General features: G+C 35.4%; 24 protein-coding genes. 7 read left to right on the forward strand and 17 right to left on the reverse strand.

Annotation, left to right across the window (positions count from 1 at the left end):
* Positions 1-488: 488 nt before the first annotated feature.
* Entirely contained in the window at positions 489-1091 is a 603-nt protein-coding gene (locus tag EXE10_RS02005) for a GNAT family N-acetyltransferase (RefSeq protein WP_130112186.1), read from the forward strand.
* A 43-nt stretch (positions 1092-1134) separates the two neighbouring features.
* Here EXE10_RS02005 and EXE10_RS02010 read toward each other — a convergent pair whose 3' ends face one another.
* The 5 genes from EXE10_RS02010 to EXE10_RS02030 all read right to left on the reverse strand — a co-directional run bounded on the left by EXE10_RS02010 (position 1135) and on the right by EXE10_RS02030 (position 4982).
* A complete protein-coding gene (locus tag EXE10_RS02010) occupies positions 1135-1692 on the reverse strand; it encodes a CbrC family protein (RefSeq protein ID WP_130112187.1) in 558 nt (185 codons plus the stop codon).
* 32 nt (positions 1693-1724) lie between these two features.
* Positions 1725-2765, reverse strand: coding sequence for a helix-turn-helix domain-containing protein (locus tag EXE10_RS02015; RefSeq protein ID WP_130112188.1), 1041 nt, complete (start codon positions 2763-2765; stop codon positions 1725-1727).
* Positions 2766-2961: 196 nt separating this feature from the next.
* Entirely contained in the window at positions 2962-3600 is a 639-nt protein-coding gene (locus tag EXE10_RS02020; RefSeq protein ID WP_130112189.1) for a DUF4304 domain-containing protein, read from the reverse strand.
* A 19-nt stretch (positions 3601-3619) separates the two neighbouring features.
* Complete coding sequence (locus EXE10_RS02025; protein ID WP_130112190.1) at positions 3620-4219, reverse strand: hypothetical protein; 600 nt, start codon at positions 4217-4219, stop codon at positions 3620-3622.
* Positions 4220-4331: 112 nt separating this feature from the next.
* On the reverse strand, positions 4332-4982 hold the full coding sequence (locus EXE10_RS02030; protein ID WP_068975141.1) for a hypothetical protein: 651 nt from the start codon (positions 4980-4982) through the stop codon (positions 4332-4334).
* A gap of 98 nt (positions 4983-5080) precedes the next feature.
* Here EXE10_RS02030 and ispF point away from each other — a divergent pair, with 98 nt between their 5' ends.
* A complete protein-coding gene (ispF, locus tag EXE10_RS02035) occupies positions 5081-5572 on the forward strand; it encodes a 2-C-methyl-D-erythritol 2,4-cyclodiphosphate synthase (RefSeq protein ID WP_068975142.1) in 492 nt (163 codons plus the stop codon).
* 407 nt (positions 5573-5979) lie between these two features.
* Here ispF and EXE10_RS02040 read toward each other — a convergent pair whose 3' ends face one another.
* From EXE10_RS02040 to rpsT, 3 genes are all read right to left on the reverse strand, one after another.
* Positions 5980-6207 carry a hypothetical protein gene (locus EXE10_RS02040; protein ID WP_130112191.1) on the reverse strand — a complete coding sequence of 76 codons (228 nt, stop codon included), beginning with the start codon at positions 6205-6207 and terminating at the stop codon, positions 5980-5982.
* A 213-nt stretch (positions 6208-6420) separates the two neighbouring features.
* Entirely contained in the window at positions 6421-6783 is a 363-nt protein-coding gene (locus EXE10_RS02045) for a hypothetical protein (RefSeq protein ID WP_130112192.1), read from the reverse strand.
* A gap of 147 nt (positions 6784-6930) precedes the next feature.
* Positions 6931-7197, reverse strand: coding sequence for a 30S ribosomal protein S20 (rpsT, locus tag EXE10_RS02050; RefSeq protein WP_004720657.1), 267 nt, complete (start codon positions 7195-7197; stop codon positions 6931-6933).
* Between the two features lie 214 nt (positions 7198-7411).
* Here rpsT and EXE10_RS02055 point away from each other — a divergent pair, with 214 nt between their 5' ends.
* Genes EXE10_RS02055 through EXE10_RS02070 form a run of 4 tightly spaced genes read left to right on the forward strand, consistent with a single transcriptional unit; the run spans position 7412 to position 9981 of the window.
* The gene (locus EXE10_RS02055) at positions 7412-8092 is read left to right on the forward strand and encodes a nucleoside-diphosphate sugar epimerase (protein ID WP_130112193.1); all 681 of its coding nucleotides are present in this window, start codon (positions 7412-7414) and stop codon (positions 8090-8092) included.
* A gap of 12 nt (positions 8093-8104) precedes the next feature.
* Positions 8105-8617: a ribonuclease E activity regulator RraA gene (gene rraA / locus EXE10_RS02060; protein ID WP_130112194.1), complete on the forward strand. Its 513-nt coding sequence runs from the start codon at positions 8105-8107 to the stop codon at positions 8615-8617.
* 38 nt (positions 8618-8655) lie between these two features.
* Positions 8656-9441 carry a glutathione S-transferase N-terminal domain-containing protein gene (locus EXE10_RS02065; RefSeq protein ID WP_130112195.1) on the forward strand — a complete coding sequence of 262 codons (786 nt, stop codon included), beginning with the start codon at positions 8656-8658 and terminating at the stop codon, positions 9439-9441.
* Between the two features lie 57 nt (positions 9442-9498).
* The gene (locus EXE10_RS02070; RefSeq protein ID WP_087551898.1) at positions 9499-9981 is read left to right on the forward strand and encodes a DUF6678 family protein; all 483 of its coding nucleotides are present in this window, start codon (positions 9499-9501) and stop codon (positions 9979-9981) included.
* 92 nt (positions 9982-10073) lie between these two features.
* On the opposite strand, the gene EXE10_RS02075 is transcribed toward EXE10_RS02070, so the two are convergent.
* The 8 genes from EXE10_RS02075 to EXE10_RS02110 all read right to left on the reverse strand — a co-directional run bounded on the left by EXE10_RS02075 (position 10074) and on the right by EXE10_RS02110 (position 17392).
* The gene (locus tag EXE10_RS02075) at positions 10074-10556 is read right to left on the reverse strand and encodes a lytic transglycosylase domain-containing protein (protein ID WP_162994971.1); all 483 of its coding nucleotides are present in this window, start codon (positions 10554-10556) and stop codon (positions 10074-10076) included.
* Between the two features lie 201 nt (positions 10557-10757).
* On the reverse strand, positions 10758-11348 hold the full coding sequence (locus tag EXE10_RS02080; RefSeq protein WP_130112196.1) for a hypothetical protein: 591 nt from the start codon (positions 11346-11348) through the stop codon (positions 10758-10760).
* A gap of 58 nt (positions 11349-11406) precedes the next feature.
* Positions 11407-12351: a phosphatidate cytidylyltransferase gene (locus tag EXE10_RS02085; RefSeq protein WP_130112197.1), complete on the reverse strand. Its 945-nt coding sequence runs from the start codon at positions 12349-12351 to the stop codon at positions 11407-11409.
* A complete protein-coding gene (locus tag EXE10_RS02090) occupies positions 12348-12998 on the reverse strand; it encodes a lysophospholipid acyltransferase family protein (RefSeq protein WP_171405023.1) in 651 nt (216 codons plus the stop codon). Before EXE10_RS02090 ends, EXE10_RS02085 begins: the two co-directional genes overlap by 4 nt.
* Positions 12999-13079: 81 nt before the next feature.
* A complete protein-coding gene (locus tag EXE10_RS02095; RefSeq protein ID WP_130112198.1) occupies positions 13080-13514 on the reverse strand; it encodes a hypothetical protein in 435 nt (144 codons plus the stop codon).
* A complete protein-coding gene (locus EXE10_RS02100) occupies positions 13511-14878 on the reverse strand; it encodes a phosphatase PAP2/dual specificity phosphatase family protein (RefSeq protein ID WP_130112199.1) in 1368 nt (455 codons plus the stop codon). Before EXE10_RS02100 ends, EXE10_RS02095 begins: the two co-directional genes overlap by 4 nt.
* A gap of 94 nt (positions 14879-14972) precedes the next feature.
* Positions 14973-16721: a bifunctional alpha/beta hydrolase/class I SAM-dependent methyltransferase gene (locus EXE10_RS02105; protein WP_130112200.1), complete on the reverse strand. Its 1749-nt coding sequence runs from the start codon at positions 16719-16721 to the stop codon at positions 14973-14975.
* A 26-nt stretch (positions 16722-16747) separates the two neighbouring features.
* Positions 16748-17392: a CDP-alcohol phosphatidyltransferase family protein gene (locus EXE10_RS02110; RefSeq protein WP_068975154.1), complete on the reverse strand. Its 645-nt coding sequence runs from the start codon at positions 17390-17392 to the stop codon at positions 16748-16750.
* 161 nt (positions 17393-17553) lie between these two features.
* Here EXE10_RS02110 and ybaK point away from each other — a divergent pair, with 161 nt between their 5' ends.
* Complete coding sequence (gene ybaK, locus EXE10_RS02115) at positions 17554-18021, forward strand: Cys-tRNA(Pro) deacylase (RefSeq protein WP_130112201.1); 468 nt, start codon at positions 17554-17556, stop codon at positions 18019-18021.
* Positions 18022-18169: 148 nt separating this feature from the next.
* Here the strand turns inward: ybaK and EXE10_RS02120 are convergent, their stop codons facing one another.
* Positions 18170-19084: a hypothetical protein gene (locus tag EXE10_RS02120; RefSeq protein ID WP_130112202.1), complete on the reverse strand. Its 915-nt coding sequence runs from the start codon at positions 19082-19084 to the stop codon at positions 18170-18172.
* Between the last annotated feature and the right edge of the window lie 274 nt (positions 19085-19358).

Below are 19358 nucleotides of genomic sequence, written 5' to 3' on the forward strand. Positions count from 1 at the left end.
ACTTAAACGGTTTTAAAAATTCTCAATTATTTACTGTTGTTACGCAGTAACATCAAATTCATATTTAAAATCTCGAAAAAAAGTTGATACGTGAAAGCGTCATCCGCAATTGTTTGAGGCAGGACTCATTCTAATTAGAAATGTTTCTGCGAAGCCTTCAATAATTTGACGGAAGTGGACGAGTTCTGCGGTGAGGAGCAACGCTCCGCAAGGTGGTTTTCTTGCGAAGCTTCGCTTCTCATTTGCCGAAACAAAAGTACCTCGAGCCGAAGGCTAATCCTGAGATTAAAACTTTTGATGTAAGACTCAGCTAAGTAAGCTTTAAAACATGCTAATCTTTTAAAGTGTGTAATATTAGTTATTCATGAATATAACAAAGCTTTTGAAATACTTTGTTATATTGTCATCAATACATCATCGTTCCATCATAAAACATTCAAAAACATAGCGGACAATGGGGGAGCCTCCTCTACATTGGTGTAATTGCTATGAATCAAGATGTTTTTTCCTCGCTTTATTCACCATTACACATCAATGGTGTACAGCTTTTGCCACTACAGGCCGAACATGAACAGGCTTTAGTTGATGTGTGTAAAGATGGAAGTCTATGGGAGCTTGATTACACCTCGGTACCACATTACTCCCAGATTAATGTTTATATTGCTAAGGCTTTAGAACTTAAATCTCAAGGATTACGTGTGCCTTTTGTTGTGCTCGATCAAACGACTGGATGTATTGTTGGAACAACCAGTTTTCGTGATTTTGTGTGGGATGTACGCCGTGTTGAAATTGGCTATACATGGTATGGACAATCTGTGCAAAGAACGCATATTAATACCAGTTGTAAGCTCTTATTGCTTCGTTATGCATTTGAAACATTACAAGCCAATTCAGTCGTCCTGCGTACAGATATTCGTAATTTGAAAAGCCAAAAGGCAATTGAACGTTTAGGTGCGCATCGTGATGGTATTCTTCGTCAAGATGCTTTGCGCAAAGATGGAACAGTCAGAGATACCGTGATGTATAGCATTGTTAAAGAAGAATGGGCAAATACCCACAAGCACCTAAACTCTCTTATAGAAAGCTACTAACCAAATTTTTACTTATTTTATAGATTCAATTATTTTCAGATTGTTAACTGCAATCGATATGTAGACGGTGTTGCGAGCAGTGAACACATTGAAAAAGATAGCCTTTAAACCAGCCATCTTCATACATATTATTCTGAATGGAATCTTCATTCACACAGGATTCTTGAATATCAGGAATGAGTTCATTATAAATATCTTTAATATTTTCACTGGTTGCATAGGCAATAAATTTACAAGGACTCATGCAATGAGTAAGCCATACGGCTTGTTGCCAAGTAAAATAACTAGGAGTTTTATAAAGTATTGTATCGATTAATTCTGGATTCATTTCGTGAGTAAAATAAAAATCACCATCCGCTTGTTGATGAAAAATAGCGCCTTCTAAATCAGCTAAGTCAAAGAAACTCCCTTCAAATTTTTTAGCAACTTCGCCATTTTCAATACACCAAGGGCAAATATAATCTGGCTTATCAATGCTATAAAATGAGCAGTTATATTTTAAATTTCGTTGCTGTTTGCAAACCGAGCAAATACCATCTTCTTTAATAAAGATATCGAGTTTATAAGCATTTGGATGATATTTAAATTGAGGATAATCCATGTTTTTTCTTTTAGGTATTGTTTAAATAAGACTCAACAATAAAACTCTTCTCTAAAATTTTCAATCAATTCTGGTGGAACACGTGTGGTTTGACCATTGGTGCGCATAAACAATTCACCTTTATAGTACAAAGGGCGATCAGCTTTATTGCATTTAAAAACTAAAATGACTTTATTTTGAATGTATATTTCTTCTAGCGTGGTATAAATATTGGAAATTTTATTGCTTTCATGTGCTAATTTATCAATCAAACTGCGCTTCATTAGATCAATTGAATTATTAAAATGTTCTGCCAGCTCTTGTTGAATCCCGACAATTTTTAAATCGTCCGAAATACCAATAAAAACATAGCCATTACGTGTATTCATAAAGGCAAAACAGGCTTTTACCCAACGGTCAGATTTGCGATTAGTCAGTAAATCAGTAGTACGCTCTTTAAACTCGATTCTTTGATTCTCACCTTGTTGAATCAACTGATAATAAAAATCTGCATTGGTATTGTTTTGGTAATGATTTAATGAGGTTTTAATTTTTTCGAGTGATTTATAAGCCGTTACAGTTTCTAAGTTATGAATATCTTGCCATTGGTAAATTAACTTGGTCTTTAATTCAATACTTAAATTCGGGTCAGCAATATATTCAAAACTCAGTTTTAAATAATGTAGGATTTCTCGATAAATATCATGGCTTGCGACAGGAATAGAAATTTTATTGTAGGTATCACGAACTTTTTCTATTTTTTTATGCAGCTCAAAAGGATCTTGATAAAAACTTAAATATTTAAATTCATTTAGAATATGTTCATAAGGACGATGAAATGAAGTCGGGAAAAGTTGTTTAGGTGGGATATTGATATATTTTTCAATTTGTTGGAAATAGTGTCTAAGGGTGGGATATTTAAAAGCTTGATAGATATTTATTTCAAATTTTTCGGAAAGTGAGTTAGATGTAAAAGCCTGAAAGAAGAGTAAAGTTTGGATTTCTTTATATTTATTGGGGTAGTCATGCCATTGAGTTTCGAGGAACTCATTAAAATTTTTAAACTTATTGGTGATATACGTGTTCAAATCCATATTAACACCCTTAATCCTCTGTTTTTGGTGTTCGGTATTTACAACAAATATGTCATCAGACTATTTATATAGGTTTATTTATAAGTGAAACAGGCAAATAAATAAAGCCGTAGTTTTTAAAATGTGTATGTAAAGTTGTTAGAAAATATAACAAATATTTCAAATTTATGAATCAATATACATCTGACTCAAATGTCTAAGGTGAAATATTAGGAATCGCTAAATGAGGATTTATCATAAAGGAGTCGAGCTTTTGCTTTAAGGAGGTTGCTCGTTCAGGCACAGCTGGCAGAGCAAGTTCAGCTAAAGTTTTGACTAAGTCTAAATTTCCTGTAGCAGCTGCGACATGACATAATTTAGCCATATCCATTGGATGTATTGGATTTTGAACGGCAAGGTTTGCTTGATGAATAAAATCCTGTGGCCAATGTGCCAACGTATTGAAAAAAATTTGACTTTGACGATTCCACTCGGACGCTAAAAATTGAACCATTTCGATAGCTTCTTGTTCGTTTGAACCATACATCCAGTCGCTATCATAATCATTGATCAAATTAGGGAGAATTGAATTTCTCCATGCACAATCATATTCACGCATTTTTTCAATGACTAAAGGTTTACCTGTACAACCCATGACATATTCACCTAATGGGCGTAGGTGAATACCGAGATTAACCTGAAAACAATGCCGTTTTACTGAATGTTGAATATCGACAATACGAATGATTTCACCATCAATCTGTCTAAATACATCTGCTTTTTGAGTAAAACCTTGTGTTTTTAAAATCGGGTAAAACTGGTTACGTAATTGAGCAGAAACAAAGTTTTTATCCATGTTCTTTATTCACAAAAAATCAGCATTGCCATAGAAATTTGGCTGTTTTGCCTTGTGGACAATCAAAGAGATAGGCTGAACCTGCACCGCCAAAGTTCATTGATGTCCGATGGTCTGGTCCTTCTTCTAGTTGGGCAATAAAGCGCATTGGCTGTTGGCAACAATCGCATTCAGGCGTTTCATCATTTTGAATCCATTCTGCTTGCCCTGAAAGTTGTCCTAAAATTTCTCGCTTCTTACCAAACCATTGTTGGCGTGATTCAGCGTAATCTAAGTATTGGTCTTCAATGATTTTTGCACTGTATTCTGTTTCACGAAGTGTATTTTCAGATTCCGCGGGTTGAAAGTGTTCCAAAGCATTTGTGTTGTCAATAACAAGAACAGTGTTCCCGCCACCATCGGCATCCCAATCATCACACATATCAGGATCTTGGCTACACATAAAAATTAACTCAAGCCCTAAATCTGTTTTGACTTTACCTAGATATTGCATTGCCCCTTGGCAATTCTCACAGATTGGCCAATCTATATGTGTACCGATAGTTTTAACAGGTAGACCACCAAAAGAAGTCTGATCAAGCTGAGTGGGTACTTGATCTAGAACTAAAAGCTTTGTCATTTTTATCTCTATATTGTTTAGTTGTTATAGAGACTAATATATTTGAGCGATCTGCATAATTCAAATCACTTTATGAAAAAAATTGTTCATTTTCGTGATGAATCAGAGCTACTCAGTCGTATAAACGGTAAATCCCCGTAAAACGATCACAGCCTTTTTGTTGAGTTTTAACGGTTAAAATAGCTTTTTGAAAATTAAGCTGATATTTACAATCATGCTCATTGTCCAAAATTTCATTTTTCTTTTCAGGTGTCGTATAAGCAAGTAAAGGAACGATTTGAGTCTCTTTGCGATTATTTGGATTACGGTAGGCTATACCTTCCACTTTAATACGATCTTTAGTGAGTTGATGAATTTGTAAATGAATCGGTTGTTTAGAGATTTCACCATGTTCATATTTGATGAAATGTTGAGTTAAACTTTGATTCATAGACGTATAAAAATTCAAATCTTCAAATCGAATATCAAATTGTTGTTTAAGACAGTCATTGCTTTTACATTGTTGTAAGCGGTTAAACCATAAATGATTTGTATCATTAATCAAACGAATCGGTGCATCAGTAATCAAGTAAGCTGTTAGATATTTTTCATTTAATTCTGAACGTAAGTCACTGAACTGTGTGCTACATAACTTTTTTAAAAGCGTTGTATTTGAATGTCCACAATCGACAGGCAATGCATAGACCGCAGACGTGCTGAGACAGCCTAAAATGAGACCAGACAAAAGCGTTTTAATTTGATTAAGTTCTGTTTTCAACAGCATGATCGCTTATACTTTCACTATGTTTGCATTCGTACTATAGCGAATTAGAAACGACGAATAAAGATTTTAACTTTAAAAACTGCATAAAGGAGCTGAAAATGATCGTACCGATTCGTATTGGGCAGGGAATGGATGTACATGCCTTTGAAGAAGGTGACTTTGTGACTTTGGCAGGTGTAAAAATTCCACATACACAGGGTTTAAAAGCGCACTCAGATGGCGATGTCGTGCTTCATGCGTTATGTGATGCATTGCTTGGAGCATTAGCACTGGGTGATATTGGACAGCATTTTCCAGATACGGATGCTGAATTTAAAGGTGCAGACAGTCGTAACTTGTTAAAGCATGTTTATCAACTGATTTTAGATCGTGGTTATCGTTTAAATAATGCCGACATCACAGTGGCTTGTGAACGCCCAAAACTTGCAAAGCACAATTTAGAAATGCGTCAAAGTATTGCAGATGTGCTGAATGTTGAAGTGACACAAATCAGTGTTAAAGCAACTACCACTGAGAAACTCGGTTTTACTGGACGTCAGGAAGGGATTCTTTCTACTGCGACTGTATTGGTTAGTCATGTTGGAAAATAATATTTGTATAATTGCTATAAGTGATTCATTGATGTTAGGCAGTTAAAAAACAATGCACGTTACAAACAGTTTTAGAGCACATTCGGCGGAGTCTTGCATCAAAAGTTTTGATTTAGGGATTAGCCTGCGGCTCGCCTTACTTTTCTTACGGCAAAATGAGAAGCGAAGCTTCGCAAGAAAACCACCTTGCGGAGCGTTGCTCCTCACCGCAGAACTCGTCAGCTTCCGTCAAAATTTTGAATATATCGCAGAAACATTTATGGTTAGATGTAGTCTTGCCTCAGACAAATGCGGATGACGTTATCGCGTATCCACTTTTTTCTAGGAGCAATCTACGATTTTGGTGTTACTGTGTAACATCAGCGATTAATAAAGAAAGTCATCAAGAAATATATACCAGAGGATGTTTAGGCATCCTCATTTTTATTTCCGCGAACAAAATGAATAATGACGGGTAAAAGAGCCAATGCAAATACACTACAAATTATTGCTACCCAAATAGGATGCGCATTGGGATTTCCTAAGAAGAAATATTCAAAAATGACATAGATAAAACAAGCAAACATTGCTGTGGTTGCTAAAGGAATCGTGATTCTAAAAATCAATATATACCAAAATTTCTGTAGAGATTTCATGTTGAAGTTCATCGCATAAGCAAAGATGCTATAGAGTATTGAAACCATAATGAACGTCATAAAAAAAGCGGCAAATTGCAGGATGTAGTTACGTATTGTGAGTTCCTGAACAATATTATCGCCATCTGCATAGAGCACTTTGATATGCTCACCAATAATAGGTTGTTGAGCAGAACTGACATTGGTTTGAATGCTTTTTATTACATGCCCATGCTAATCTTGAAAGCTGACATAGGCATCATACATCAGCGTTCTGGTTTTAATACCTTTGGAATTTCGATCTGTGACCCATTCAGAAGTGTAGGAGGTGATTGTTGCTTGGTAGCTAGGCTTGGTAATGAAATTAAAAATAGAAACAGGAAGTATGATCAGAAAAGGTAAGACGATAGACGAGATCACGAAAATAATTGTCGCAGGGAAAAAATAGCTTGATTTGGATGTCGTAGCACTTATTGTGCTTTGGTGGTCATCTAAACGATTAACCCACTTTTTAGCAAGCCAAATTGACCAAATGAGCAAGGCAATTGCACTAAATATGAATATATAAATCGTAGGAATAGTTGTGAGTGTTTGCATTATTATTAAAATCAAGCGTTATTATTGAATAATGCTACAAGTTCAGCACTTTAAAACTATTGAAGTTTTGTAATTGATATTTTAAATTTTGAAGTAAAACCTATAGGTGTAAAAAAAGCCCTTGCGGGCTTTTTTCGAATGCATAAATTAGTTAGCTAAAGCTTTAACTTGTGCATTTAAACGGCTCTTATGACGAGCAGCTTTGTTTTTATGGATGATACCTTTATCAGCCATACGGTCAATTACTGGAACCGCAGCTTTATAAGCTTCAGTTGCAGCAGCATATTCACCAGTAGCGATTGCAGCGATTGTGCGTTTGATATATGTACGTACCATTGAACGCAAGCTTGCGTTGTGTTTACGTGCTTTAACGTTTTGACGAGCACGTTTTTTTGCTTGAGCAGAGTTTGCCACTCGTGCACTCCTTGAAATAGATTGGTCTGGGCGGGCTGAAATCGCATCTGAAAACCTACATCAGAGGATTATCACCAGCCCGTAAACAAGTGCCATATTGTGATTAAATAGCCCATCAAAGTCAAGTCTTGACATGCTTTGACAACATTTTAGTTGCAGAAAAATTTGAAATAAAACGTTAGATTAGTGATAAATCTAGGAGATTGTTTAAAAAATGACTAATTCGATAAAAAGAGCGATTGTGATCGGGGCAACAGGTTTAGTGGGAAAATCTTTAGTTGAACAATTAAATTCATTAAGCAGTTGTGAAAAAATAACCGTCGTGGTGAGAAAGCAAAATTCGGAATTTGAACAATATGCCAAAGTGGAGCAATTTCTTTTAGACGACTTTCTTTTACTCAATGATCAAGATGTAAATGGCTATAGTCATGCGTTTAGTTGTTTAGGCTCAACCATTAAAAAAGCAGGATCTAAACAAGCATTTTATAATATTGATTTTGAAATCAATGCACATTTTGCGGATCTGTTTGAAATGACAGAAACACATTTCCTTTTAGTTAGTGCGATGGGTGCAAAAGCAGGTTCCCCAATTTTCTATAATCAAGTCAAAGGCGAGTTAGAAGAATATATTCAAAAATTAAATCTTTATCGTTGTTCGATTATTCGACCTTCATTGTTATTGGGTGATCGTACAGAGGAGCGTTTTCTTGAAGATGCAACACAAAAACTCTATCGTAAATTTTCACATTTAGTACCAAACTCTTTTAAATATAAGCCAGTGACAGCCGAGCAAGTCGCTCATACTATGGTCGAGGTTGCACAAACTCAAACTCAAAAAATTGAAATATATGATAATTTATACATACAAAACTTGCGCATACAAAATGCCAAATAATGGAGAAATAAAGTGTCTACAGTCGCATTCGTAACTTGTGATTTATTGGATGACAATCCTGAAAAAGAAATTCAAACTTTAATTCCATCACTGGATGGAAAGTTCTTCCGCAGTTATGGATTGCGCAAAACATTTGGTGGTCAAATCGTGACAGTAAAATGTTTTGAAGATAATTCACGTGTTAAAGAATTACTTGCGACAGATGGTCAGGGCAAGGTACTGGTTGTTGATGGTGGTGCGTCAATGCGTTGCGCTTTGATGGGCGATATGATCGCTGAATCTGCGGTTAAAAATCACTGGAATGGTGTGATCATCTACGGTTGTGTACGTGATGTAGATGCTTTGGTTGAATTAGATTTAGGTGTACATGCATTGGCTTCAATTCCACAAAAAAGTAATCGTAAAGGCATAGGCGAGGTGGATGTTCCATTGTATTTTGGCAGTGTTACTTTCAATTCTGGCGAATATGTCTATGCAGATAACAATGGAATTGTAGTATCAAAAGAAAAATTAGTTGATCTATAAAATGATTTCAAAATAGGGTTATCCCTGAGGGTCGCAAGATGGTGCATCATCAAATAAAAGTCGTACAGGCTTTAGCTTCAGCAATTACAGCAGGTGGTCGTGGTGCAAATGGTACGCCATTTCCCAATCAGCCTGAAAAAGCACTAAAGTTATATGAGTTTGAAGGTTCACCATTTTGTCGCCGTGTCCGTGAGGTGATGACTTTATTGAATTTGGATTATGAAGTTTATCCATGTCCAAAAGGCGGTACGAAATATCGTAAACAAGTCAAAGAATTGGGTGGAAAAATGCGTTTTCCATTCTTGGTTGATGAAAATACAGGTGAAAAACTGTATGAATCCCAAGATATTATCCATTATTTATTTAAACATTATGGTAAAAATGGCAAGACGCCGAAGAAGTATGCACATTATCCAAAATATCCGTTGGTGGCTTTTGCTGGTACGCTAATCAATGGCGCACGTGGCGTATGGATTGATAAAAAGATTGTCAATCGTGCTGCACCTGAACAATTGATTGAGTTGTGGGGATTTGAAGCAAGCCCCTACACGCGTATTGTACGCGGTGTGTTGACTGAACTTGAGATTCCTTTTGTTTTTCATAATGTGGCTAAAGAGCGTTGGCAAGATCAAGGCCCATCGGTTTTGCGTTTAAAACCAGGTAAATACATTCCTTTGACAGGTGGTAAGCGTGAAAAAGTTGTTCCTGTGATGGGCCGTGTTAAAAATGATATTCAAGTGCCTTATTTGGTTGACCCAAATACAGGCGCACAGTTGTTTGAGTCTGAAGCAATTGTAAATTATTTACAAAAACAATATGGCTAAACAATTAAATGACAATATTAAGCATCCTTAGGGATGCTTTTTTTGAGGTGGATTTTGATGAATATACATGAAAAATATGATGAATATCAAAAATATATTGGATTTTTGAAGTCCGATGTTTGTGAACAAAAATACTTTAAGAAAATTAGGGAAATTATTCATCAACGACAACTTGTATCTTTCATGAATGATTCAAAATGGATTAAATTATTACATGAAGTTGAACAGTTAAAGTTTGAACCTGCTTTTATTGCTAAACGATTGACTGAAAAAACAGATATCGAGTATGAGCAGAATTTCTGTAATAAAATTCCATACTATTTAGGTAATTGGCAACCTTTTTATAAGGAAGCAATGCCCATTTTCTTAGATATTGAATATGTGTTAGTTCAACCTCGATTGACTAAATATCAAGGTCGATTGGTTAATGATTTGATTATTGATATAAGTGAGCAGTTTAATGCTGTTCTGATTGAGTTAAATATTCCGTATGTGATGGAACAGCAATGCTTTAAGATTATGGCTTATCAAGCAGCTTAAGCATTGCTATGTTTTTTGTTCTATCGTTATTGCTCATTTGAGCATTAATATTCACTATAAATATTCACTGTAAGTATTTGATACATAATGTTTTATAACGCTGATTTTAAATTCTTCTCATGCTGTTTGACTTGTTTTGCGTATTTTTTACCTTGTTTGCGCATTTTACGATTTGTTTCATAATTGGTTGGCCCAACATTGTAATATGCCAAGGCTTTTTTCCAACTGCCCGCAGACTGATTGTATTTTGCTAAAATCATCGTGCCACATTGCACATTGACAAACTCATTGAATAAGTCACCAGGACATGATTGTTGCCAATAACGTGGCATGACCTGAGTGAGTCCAACAGCACCCGCAGAAGAAGTCACATAACTACGATAACTTGATTCTTGGCGAATGGTGGCTGCGAGTAATAGTGGATCGACATTGTATTGATCGGCATTTTGCACAATGATGGGTGAAACACGATTTGCCACATCAGGTGAAACGGAATAGGCTTTTTGAATACCACCAGAAAGTTTTGCTGCACGTTTTTGAACTGAGCCACCGCCTAAAGAAGAACATGCTGTCATTGCAAGTGTTAATGTAATTATTGAAGCAACTTTTAAATGATGAAAATTCAAAACACGACCAATTAGATTATTCCAAAGTTACTCGATCTTAAGTTGCCATCCTATACCTGTCAATGCGAGATAACTCAAGGTTTATAGTTGAATTGTATCTATTTCCCAACTTTATTCGCACAAGTTTGACAACTTAAAATCATCAATTTGCTATTTATTAGAACTGACTTGGTGCTGTTTTAGCATGATGGCTAACATCAGTTGGGCTGGGTTTTGAGGCGCATATACGACTTGAAATTGATTATTTCCACTTTTTTCGTACACAGCATAGTAAACAGGAATCGTCAGTTGATTGTTTTTGATCGAGAGTAAATCTTGTTGAGGTAAGTCTTTACTAACTTCAGTTAAAGCATTTTGATCAACGTGTTGTTGAATCACACCTTCACAAATATAGTCCGCACCTTCAAACTGTGAAATTAGGTAATCTCTTTGTTCATTCTGTTGAGGTTCAGCGGCTGAACTGGTATTGCCAGCGGATTTTGAAGTATTAATCTGCTTGATATCTGCGAGTGAAATTCCAACAATGGACTGTGTTTGAAGATTGGTTTGTTTGCCGTCAGGACCGAACTGATTTTGTACCTGTTCCATAGAAGTGAATGGTTTGGTATTTACTTGTTTGGCATAAAGTTTTTTTACAGCATCTATGGCTTGTTTGTTATTACAACCTGAACCTTCAAATAGGCTACAACCTTGCAATACGATCATCATGCCAAACAGTGAAATTGTTGTTTTCATATACATTGTTTTAAACCCCTTATCCATTAAGATTTGTCTTTAAATTTGCGATTTAAACTTTGTGTTAACTCCACCAATATCTCAAGATATGGAAGAAGATCGGTGCAGAAAAGCAAATAGAATCAATACGATCTAACATACCGCCATGTCCATGAATGAGTTGCCCCCAGTCTTTAACGCCACGGTCACGCTTGATTGCAGACATCACCAAACCACCAAAAAATCCAAAAATACAAACAATCAATCCAATGACAGTTGCTTGTAAGTAGGTGAATGGAGTGAGCCATGACATTGCAACACCAAGCGCTGTCGCTAAAATGATGCCGCCAAGGAGTCCTTCAACAGTTTTGGACGGTGATAATACTGGTGCAACTTTATGCTTACCAAAAAGCTTACCACAGACATATTGCAGAACATCAGATGCTTGTACGACCATAATTAGCCAAATTGCCAACCAAATCGGTTCACCTTTGAAAGCAGGTAATTTCAAATTCAGCAAAGCAGGAACATGTGAAATACAGAACACACAAACCATTAATCCCCATTGAATTTTTGAGCTTCGCTCTAAGAAATGTTTGGTATCTTCTTGTTTTAAACTGGCAATTGGAATCAGTAGAAATACATATAAGGGAATAAAAATTGAATAAAGCCCGTACCAATCTGTATAAATTAAAAAATATTGATAGGGAATAACAAAGTAAAAACTAATCAATAAAGGGAAATAGTCACCACGCCGTGTCGGCAATAGACTAATAAATTCACGTAAAGCAAATAACGAAATAATCCCAAACAATACAATAAACGCAGTTTTACCCAGTGCAATTGCTGCGCCAATCACGATGAGCATGACCCACCAAGCATTGATTCGTGCGTTTAGATTATCAATGACCGATGATGGTTGATCTCCAGTTCTTTGCTTGAGAATAAAGCCCACAGTTGATGCAAAAATCAAAATGCCTGCGAAAATACCAAATAAAAGATAGGTCTTATCTAGATTGTCTAAAATCATTGATTTTCAACCTCTTTTAATTCTAATAACTTACTTTGTGCATAGTCGATAAAGGCTGTCTTTTCTAATTCTAAGTGCTGTTCTAAAGGGCAACCAAAACAAACCGTTGAAAGTAATGGTAAAGGAATAAAAGCACCTTTGGGCATGACACGTCTTAAATTTGAAATCCATACAGGAACAATTTCAATCTCAGGGAATTGCTTATGTAGGTTGTATAAGCCACTTTTAAAAGGCAATAAGTCAATATCGTCATTCAGATTACGTGTGCCTTCAGGGAAGAAAATAATCGAATAACCTTGTTCCAGCGCTTCTTTGATCGGTTGTAATGGATCTGCATTATTTTCACGATTGCGCTGAATCGTCACACCATTAAAAGTATCTTTAATTAAGAATTGGCGAAAACCATCTTTGAGCCAATAGTCTGAAGCAGCAACGGGTTTGGTTTTACGACGCATTAATTTAGGTAATGAAGACCACAATAAAATAAAGTCGATATGGCTATTGTGATTGGCATAATAAATACGTTGTTTCATGTCAGGTTGGCAACCAATCCATAAACTGCGTGCACCAGTCAGTAAGCGCGCACCTCGACGTGTTAAAAATGCGATAAAACGTGCAATCGAACTAGAAGCGATATTGGTTTTCACATTTTCACTCGTTTTTACTGATGATCGTGTAGTCTGTTCTGGTATTTGATTCATTATTGAAGCCAATTGATATTGAACAATTTATTGTGCAAGTAATCTATAGATTAAAATGATTAAAACAAAATATTGCAGTAACAGCAAAGCAATTTGTATTTTTAATAGTTTAAAGCAACCTGCGAAGCGTACTGACCAATCACGTCCTGCTTTGGATTCGGGCATGAGTTTCATTGACATTAAGCTTTGGTCAAATTGTTGGGTTAAGTTTTCAATGCTTTCGATTTTTGATTCTTGTGCCATCATTTCAAGGAGTTGAGCATCGAATTTCACACGGAAGGAAATATAGTGGTGTGTAAAAGATAATAACAATGTAATGACAATGAGTATCCAAAATTCAATGGATTGCCAACCTTTAAGTAAAATCGCAATTATTGAAAGCGCAAAAGCCAAATAGCCTGAAAATAATAAAGCTGTGGTAGAAGATAATAATTTAGCCACTACAAAGAAGTTCATCTTCATGGTGCTAAACCTTTGAGTTTGAGTTGGTAAATTTGCAATTCCTCAATTTGTGGCTCTTTTAATACCACCCACGGACGTGCTTTTTGTATCAACTCAACGGCTTCTTGGATATTTCCAACATGCTTTTGCTGTATTAACCATGCGGCAAGCAAAGCGCTACTACGTGAATAGCCTAAAGCACAATAGACTAAAATTTTAGTATTTGTGTGATTTAATTCGTTCAATTGCACATTGAAATATTCCACAGCATATTGAAGCTGATTGGCTTGCAATGGAATTAAATCCAAGCTGAGATATTGCTTATATTCGATTTGATGATTCGTAGTGCTATGACTTAAAGGCAATTCTGCAACACAGTCAAAGATTGCTTGATATTGTTGAGTATCGTTTAAGCTCGGAATACGCCCGATATAAATTTTTTTATTCTCAATTTCAATAACAAATGAATCTTCAGGATGCTTTCGTGTCCAGATGCGACTATTCAACCATGCAAATATAAGATAAGGCGCTAAAAGGATTTTTGCCGCAATAGTCATATTGCCATCACTTTGTTTTTGCATAAAATGAGGACGAACAAGGCTATAACTATGCGCCACAATAAATAAGCTCACAGCAGGATAAATCAACCAAAGTCCCCAAGGTTTGAGCTCATAAGCTAAAATTCCGCAGATCACCACACCACACATGTAGTAACTGCCCAGTTTTAAATGCTTAGACGTTAAAAACTGGATACCATCTTTTTTAAAAGGTGATTTGGCTGAAACTGGAAATAACCATAGACAGATTGCACCAACTAAAATTCCTGTTGGAACATCTATAAAATGGTGTTGCCATGTGGTCAGTACGGATATACCGATGAGAAAACACCATAGATCCACAAGATATTTCCAAGTACCTTGTACATGTCTGCGATAAAAATCCCAGAGAATCACTAAAAGAACAATGTGTAAAGAAGGCATTTGGTTAAAGGGTTTATCGAAGCCCATGAGTACATCGAACCATAAGCCAAAGAATCCATCCAAAGCTGGTCTGTCAAAACTGAATTTTAGAGGAAATAAGAGAAAGCACGTAATACTAATGATTTGTGCGAGAAGTAGGCGTGAAGCTTGTTGCCGAAGTTCAAATTTATTCCAACAGATTAATAATGAAAGCCCGTAAAATAGGTCAATTGACCAGTAAGGCACAATTGTCCAAGCCCATAGGGGAATATGTTTTTCCCAGTCAAATACGATACTGGGTACATGACTCAAACCTGACGCATAATGGTTGGCAAAGCCATAGGTCAAGAAAAAGAAGGGGGCGAGGAAAACTAAGCAGAGAATTCCCCATTTCCAAGTGCCTTTTTCTTTATCGAGTATCTGCATACATATTCCATGACTTATTATTTTAATTTATAAAAGTTGAATCATTTCAGAAAGGTAGATGGTTAATCATTTAAACCTCTACCTCTATGTCACTTTACAGCTTTTGCGCTACAGAAACAGTAAATATTCCAAATTCATCGATACATTGATCGACTTTTTTAAAGCCTGCAGCTTCAACTAAAGCATCCATTTCAGCTTGAGAGCGTAAACGCATGACCCAAGCATCACCTTCACGGTGTGAGGTAAGCGCACGAGCAATAAACTCTTGTTGTGGATGCCAAATTTGACCGGTATAGATCAGATAGCCATCTTTCAAAATTGCCTTACTTAAACCCTCTAATGATTGACGAAGCAAATCATTATCACTAAACAATTCATATAAACCTGAAACGACAGCCAGTGATGGTTTTGGTTTTACCGAAGCCAAAGATTGTGTATCAAAGGCATCTGCTTTGATAAATTCAGCAATTTCAGCTAAACCACGATCTGCAATCATCTGCTGACCCGCTTGCACATTGATCTCACTATAATCTCTTAGCAAAATAGAATCAGGCTGTTTTGGTAATTGCGCAACAGCATCTAAAATATAACGACCATGACCAGAAGCAATATCCATAATTCTTAAAGGCTTACGCTTTTTAACAAGGATCTCAGCATATTTTTGCAATAGATGCTCAATGTTTTGTTTACGGACACGGATTCCTCGCCAACCAATCGCATTCAAATATTGACGGTCAATGATTTTACCAATCGGATTGCCACTTTCTGTTTGATTGCGATAAACAAAGTCTAAGGTACTACCTGAGTCATAGCCTGTATCTTCACCAATTTTTAAGCCTGTAGATAAATGACTACCAATTTTCAAATTCTTTTTAGTCATTTCCCAAAAAATATTTTTAATGGATTTACTCGGTAATGGTGAACTGAGATCTTCTGCAATGGCACAGCTGACACCGATTTTATCGGCATTTAAAACATCAGGTGCTTGATATTCCACAGCAAAACATTGTTGGATAAAACGACGGATTTTTTCAGTGGCGATATAGCGATCTTTTTCGCCTATAGTGTCATGGAAGAAACCATCTAAGACATGAAACTCTTTTTTAGGATGTGGAAGTTTTTGATAAAACTCTCGTTGTGGCTTTTGAAATACCACAAAGTCAGAACCTGAACATAAAACTTGAGTGGGTACAAAGATATTTTGCGAATCTGCCACAATACGTTTAGAGGCATCATATAAACCAAGCAACATACGCACAGAAATTGCTTTGGCAATTTTTGGATCTGTATCATAGCTTGTTGCACGTTCTTCATCATGAGTCAGCATTTTGGCTTTGACATAACTTTGAATGAAGAAATTACCACGTACCTTTGCCATGACTCTTAAACTTGGTTCAGCAAAAGGTACATAAAGTTTAATATCAAAAGCAGGCGAGGCTAGGCACAATGCACGGATTTTAGGGGCATAATCATGTACCCACGTGGCAGCGAGAACCGCACCGACACTTTGTGCAACCACAGCAATATTTTGCGCTTCAATGCCATAATTTTGCTCAATATGTTGTACAAAATATTGAATATCTTTGACACATGCTGAAAAACTCGGTGCATCACCACGTTCACCCGCCGTATTACCATGACCACGTGCATCCCATGCAAAAAAGTCGAATTCTGGTAAATTCAGTTCATTGACCAAATGTGCCATACGATCAGAATGTTCATGACCACGATGGAATAAAATGATGGCTTTTTTAGACTCAGAAACAGACGCTGTTTTCCAATGCTGATAAAAAATCTCAGTGTTATCATGCGTGGTGAATGTGTGGTGACTGTTGTTATACATTGTTGGATACCCTAAATTTTTAAGAATTAAACTGACGAAGTGGTCGATTTCAAACTGTTTTTAATGCGGTTATAAATTGTCAAAATAAGTAATAATCCGATAAGGCAGAGTATGCCGTTACAAATCCAACCGAGCAGTTGCAGATTTGTACTGAATATAGGAAATATCACGATAATTACAGTGATTAAACTTAACCAAAATGCGCGGTCACTTTTCCCCATTGGCCCATCGTAGCGACGTTCTTGACCAATCAGTGGTGCCATTACACCTGTGTATTCACTTAAAATGGCGAGAAAAGCAATCAAGAGTAAGAGCGGTGTACTGATAAAGCTAAACACAGCTAAACAGATATAGAGTGCTGTGTCGGAAATCACATCACACAATTCATTGTAAAATGCGCCTAAATTGGATTGTTGTTTGAACTCACGTGCAAGCATGCCATCGATTGCGTTAAATGCCATCCGAACCAGCATCCATACAGGAAAGATCAATAGCCATACATTCGGTGCAATATCAAGAAAATAGACATAAATAAAAATGGCGATTGCAATAGAAATGAACATCGCCAAAAGGGTGATTTGATTCGCTGTGACTCCTGCATTAAATAGCTTTTGCACAAAGGGGCGTAATAAGTTTTGAAATGCAGGTTTTAACTGGTAAATGGATGGCATTGTTTTACTAAAATTAGCTATTTGAATGGATTTTAAGCAAATAATCGATTGTTTGACAAGATTTAATTTTCAGGATTAAAAATAAGCAAAGTTATTTTTAAATTTGTGCGAATCGTCCTATAATTTTATCCATTCTAGAATTAATCATTTTGCTATCTATCATGACACCTGCTTGTAAAGTTTTAAAATCTAATAAAATTGAATTTTCTATTCATGAATATGAACATGATGTGAATGCAAAAAGTTTTGGTTTGGAAGCCGCAGAAAAACTGGGTTTAGATGTTGAAGAAGTCTTTAAAACCTTGATGGTCACAGACGATAAAAATTATTTTGTTGCTGTTTTGCCCGTTAATCATCAGCTCAATTTAAAGAAAGTTGCCAGTGCTTTTGGATGTAAAAAATTGCACATGGCAGATCCTAAAGATGCTGAACGTTTAACAGGTTACTTGGTCGGTGGCATTAGTCCAGTAGGACAGAAAAAGCGTTTAAAAACGGTGATTGATGCAACTGCTGAATCCTTAGCTAAAATCTATGTCAGCGGTGGTAAGCGTGGCTTGGATATTGGGCTAAAACCACAAGATTTGGCAAAAGTTTTAGGTGCAAATTTTGTCGATGTTTTGGATGAGTAGTTTTTTAGTCAAAAATTCTTGTAGTTGTTTTTATGGACTGAGCTTGAAATATTGATCTGTAAAAGTATAAAGATATTGCACATATAAAAGCACCTTAAATTTTATAAAATTGACCAGTGCTTAGTATGTTTTAGAGTAATGAAATTTATTAGTAAGTTTTATTAAAAAAATTTTTAATTTTTAAATCTTTTACATCATAAATTTGAATAACCTTATTTTCATTAGTTATTACACACATAGACTTTAAACAAATATTAGTGAGAAATAATTTTTCATTATCCTTATTTCCTTTTATAGTTACTAATGGGTATGGGCTATTAGAAAGGTTATTCTTTTGAAGAGCTTTTTTACTATCAACAAAATGTTGTTCAGCTTTATTTTTCCCTTCATTGATAATTTGTTGTCCAATATTCAGAACGCTTATAACACCAACTAATAAAAGAATTGAAATTGTATAATGTATAAGGAAACTCAAGTCGAATTTAAAATTTTGATTGATAGATGTCTCCTCAATATCACCATAAACTTCTTTTTTAATCAGTGGGGTAGTTAGATTTAGCCTTGTTAATATTCGATGATTGGATTCTTCGATTTTTCTACTTTTATTTTCAATTTTAAAAAATATTTTTTTTAAAAAACGGCTCATTTTAAAAAGAGTATTTTTAACTTTTTGTGGAGTTTTGCTTTTAGCGGTATTGATGGTCTTAGAAACTATAGAGTGTTTTTTTATAAACTTAACAGGATAGTAAAATGTCAAGTTATATAAAATTATAAAAAAATTAAAAATAAGTCCAATAGCCTTTATAATCAAATATAGCCATTGTTTAAGTGAAATTGAAGTTACATAAGAGATAATTAAAAAAATAAAAATTAAAGTAATCCATGCTTTATAACCAGAAATAAAGCCTTGAATGATTAGACTAATTACAGGGATATCAAAAGAGTCTATATTTACTCCATAAAAATCAAGATATCCGATGTAATAGCAATAGCCACACCAATAAAGCAAAAATGTAAATATAGATGTTAAAACTGCCCAATCAAAACTAATATTTAATTTCATAAGTTTCTCTTTATAAAGAGTATTTAAGTTACTACAAAAAAACTGAGCAGATGAAAGTACTTGCTCTTTGATAAGCTTTTGAACTTTACTAAAATTGCAAAAAATCATACCACAAAGCCTAATGTTGACGTAGCTTAGTGACACAAAAATAGTCAGTAGCATCTACAAAGCAAAAGGTTGATATTGGCAAGGTATATTTAAAAAAATGTATAAAAATTGACTGTGACTAAAGCAGATGAGTCGTTTCAGCTACTTATAAAATAGAAAATGCAAA

The organism is Acinetobacter sp. WCHAc060033 (assembly GCF_004209125.1).
Lineage (GTDB): Bacteria > Pseudomonadota > Gammaproteobacteria > Pseudomonadales > Moraxellaceae > Acinetobacter > Acinetobacter wuhouensis.

What these genes read in the sequence shown, in the direction of transcription:
- EXE10_RS02080 (WP_130112196.1), bottom strand. Translation starts at nt 11,348, where the DNA reads ATGTATATGAAAACAACAATTTCACTGTTTGGCATGATGATCGTATTG.
- EXE10_RS02040 (WP_130112191.1), bottom strand. Translation starts at nt 6,207, where the DNA reads ATGAAATCTCTACAGAAATTTTGGTATATATTGATTTTTAGAATCACG.
- EXE10_RS02075 (WP_162994971.1), bottom strand. Translation starts at nt 10,556, where the DNA reads ATGACAGCATGTTCTTCTTTAGGCGGTGGCTCAGTTCAAAAACGTGCA.
- EXE10_RS02055 (WP_130112193.1), top strand. Translation starts at nt 7,412, where the DNA reads ATGACTAATTCGATAAAAAGAGCGATTGTGATCGGGGCAACAGGTTTA.
- EXE10_RS02100 (WP_130112199.1), bottom strand. Translation starts at nt 14,878, where the DNA reads ATGCAGATACTCGATAAAGAAAAAGGCACTTGGAAATGGGGAATTCTC.
- ispF (WP_068975142.1), top strand. Translation starts at nt 5,081, where the DNA reads ATGATCGTACCGATTCGTATTGGGCAGGGAATGGATGTACATGCCTTT.
- EXE10_RS02030 (WP_068975141.1), bottom strand. Translation starts at nt 4,982, where the DNA reads ATGCTGTTGAAAACAGAACTTAATCAAATTAAAACGCTTTTGTCTGGT.
- EXE10_RS02105 (WP_130112200.1), bottom strand. Translation starts at nt 16,721, where the DNA reads ATGTATAACAACAGTCACCACACATTCACCACGCATGATAACACTGAG.
- EXE10_RS02010 (WP_130112187.1), bottom strand. Translation starts at nt 1,692, where the DNA reads ATGGATTATCCTCAATTTAAATATCATCCAAATGCTTATAAACTCGAT.
- EXE10_RS02020 (WP_130112189.1), bottom strand. Translation starts at nt 3,600, where the DNA reads ATGGATAAAAACTTTGTTTCTGCTCAATTACGTAACCAGTTTTACCCG.
- EXE10_RS02065 (WP_130112195.1), top strand. Translation starts at nt 8,656, where the DNA reads ATGGTGCATCATCAAATAAAAGTCGTACAGGCTTTAGCTTCAGCAATT.
- EXE10_RS02085 (WP_130112197.1), bottom strand. Translation starts at nt 12,351, where the DNA reads ATGATTTTAGACAATCTAGATAAGACCTATCTTTTATTTGGTATTTTC.
- EXE10_RS02045 (WP_130112192.1), bottom strand. Translation starts at nt 6,783, where the DNA reads ATGCAAACACTCACAACTATTCCTACGATTTATATATTCATATTTAGT.
- ybaK (WP_130112201.1), top strand. Translation starts at nt 17,554, where the DNA reads ATGACACCTGCTTGTAAAGTTTTAAAATCTAATAAAATTGAATTTTCT.
- EXE10_RS02005 (WP_130112186.1), top strand. Translation starts at nt 489, where the DNA reads ATGAATCAAGATGTTTTTTCCTCGCTTTATTCACCATTACACATCAAT.
- EXE10_RS02120 (WP_130112202.1), bottom strand. Translation starts at nt 19,084, where the DNA reads ATGAAATTAAATATTAGTTTTGATTGGGCAGTTTTAACATCTATATTT.
- EXE10_RS02110 (WP_068975154.1), bottom strand. Translation starts at nt 17,392, where the DNA reads ATGCCATCCATTTACCAGTTAAAACCTGCATTTCAAAACTTATTACGC.
- EXE10_RS02025 (WP_130112190.1), bottom strand. Translation starts at nt 4,219, where the DNA reads ATGACAAAGCTTTTAGTTCTAGATCAAGTACCCACTCAGCTTGATCAG.
- EXE10_RS02015 (WP_130112188.1), bottom strand. Translation starts at nt 2,765, where the DNA reads ATGGATTTGAACACGTATATCACCAATAAGTTTAAAAATTTTAATGAG.
- EXE10_RS02095 (WP_130112198.1), bottom strand. Translation starts at nt 13,514, where the DNA reads ATGAAGATGAACTTCTTTGTAGTGGCTAAATTATTATCTTCTACCACA.
- EXE10_RS02070 (WP_087551898.1), top strand. Translation starts at nt 9,499, where the DNA reads ATGAATATACATGAAAAATATGATGAATATCAAAAATATATTGGATTT.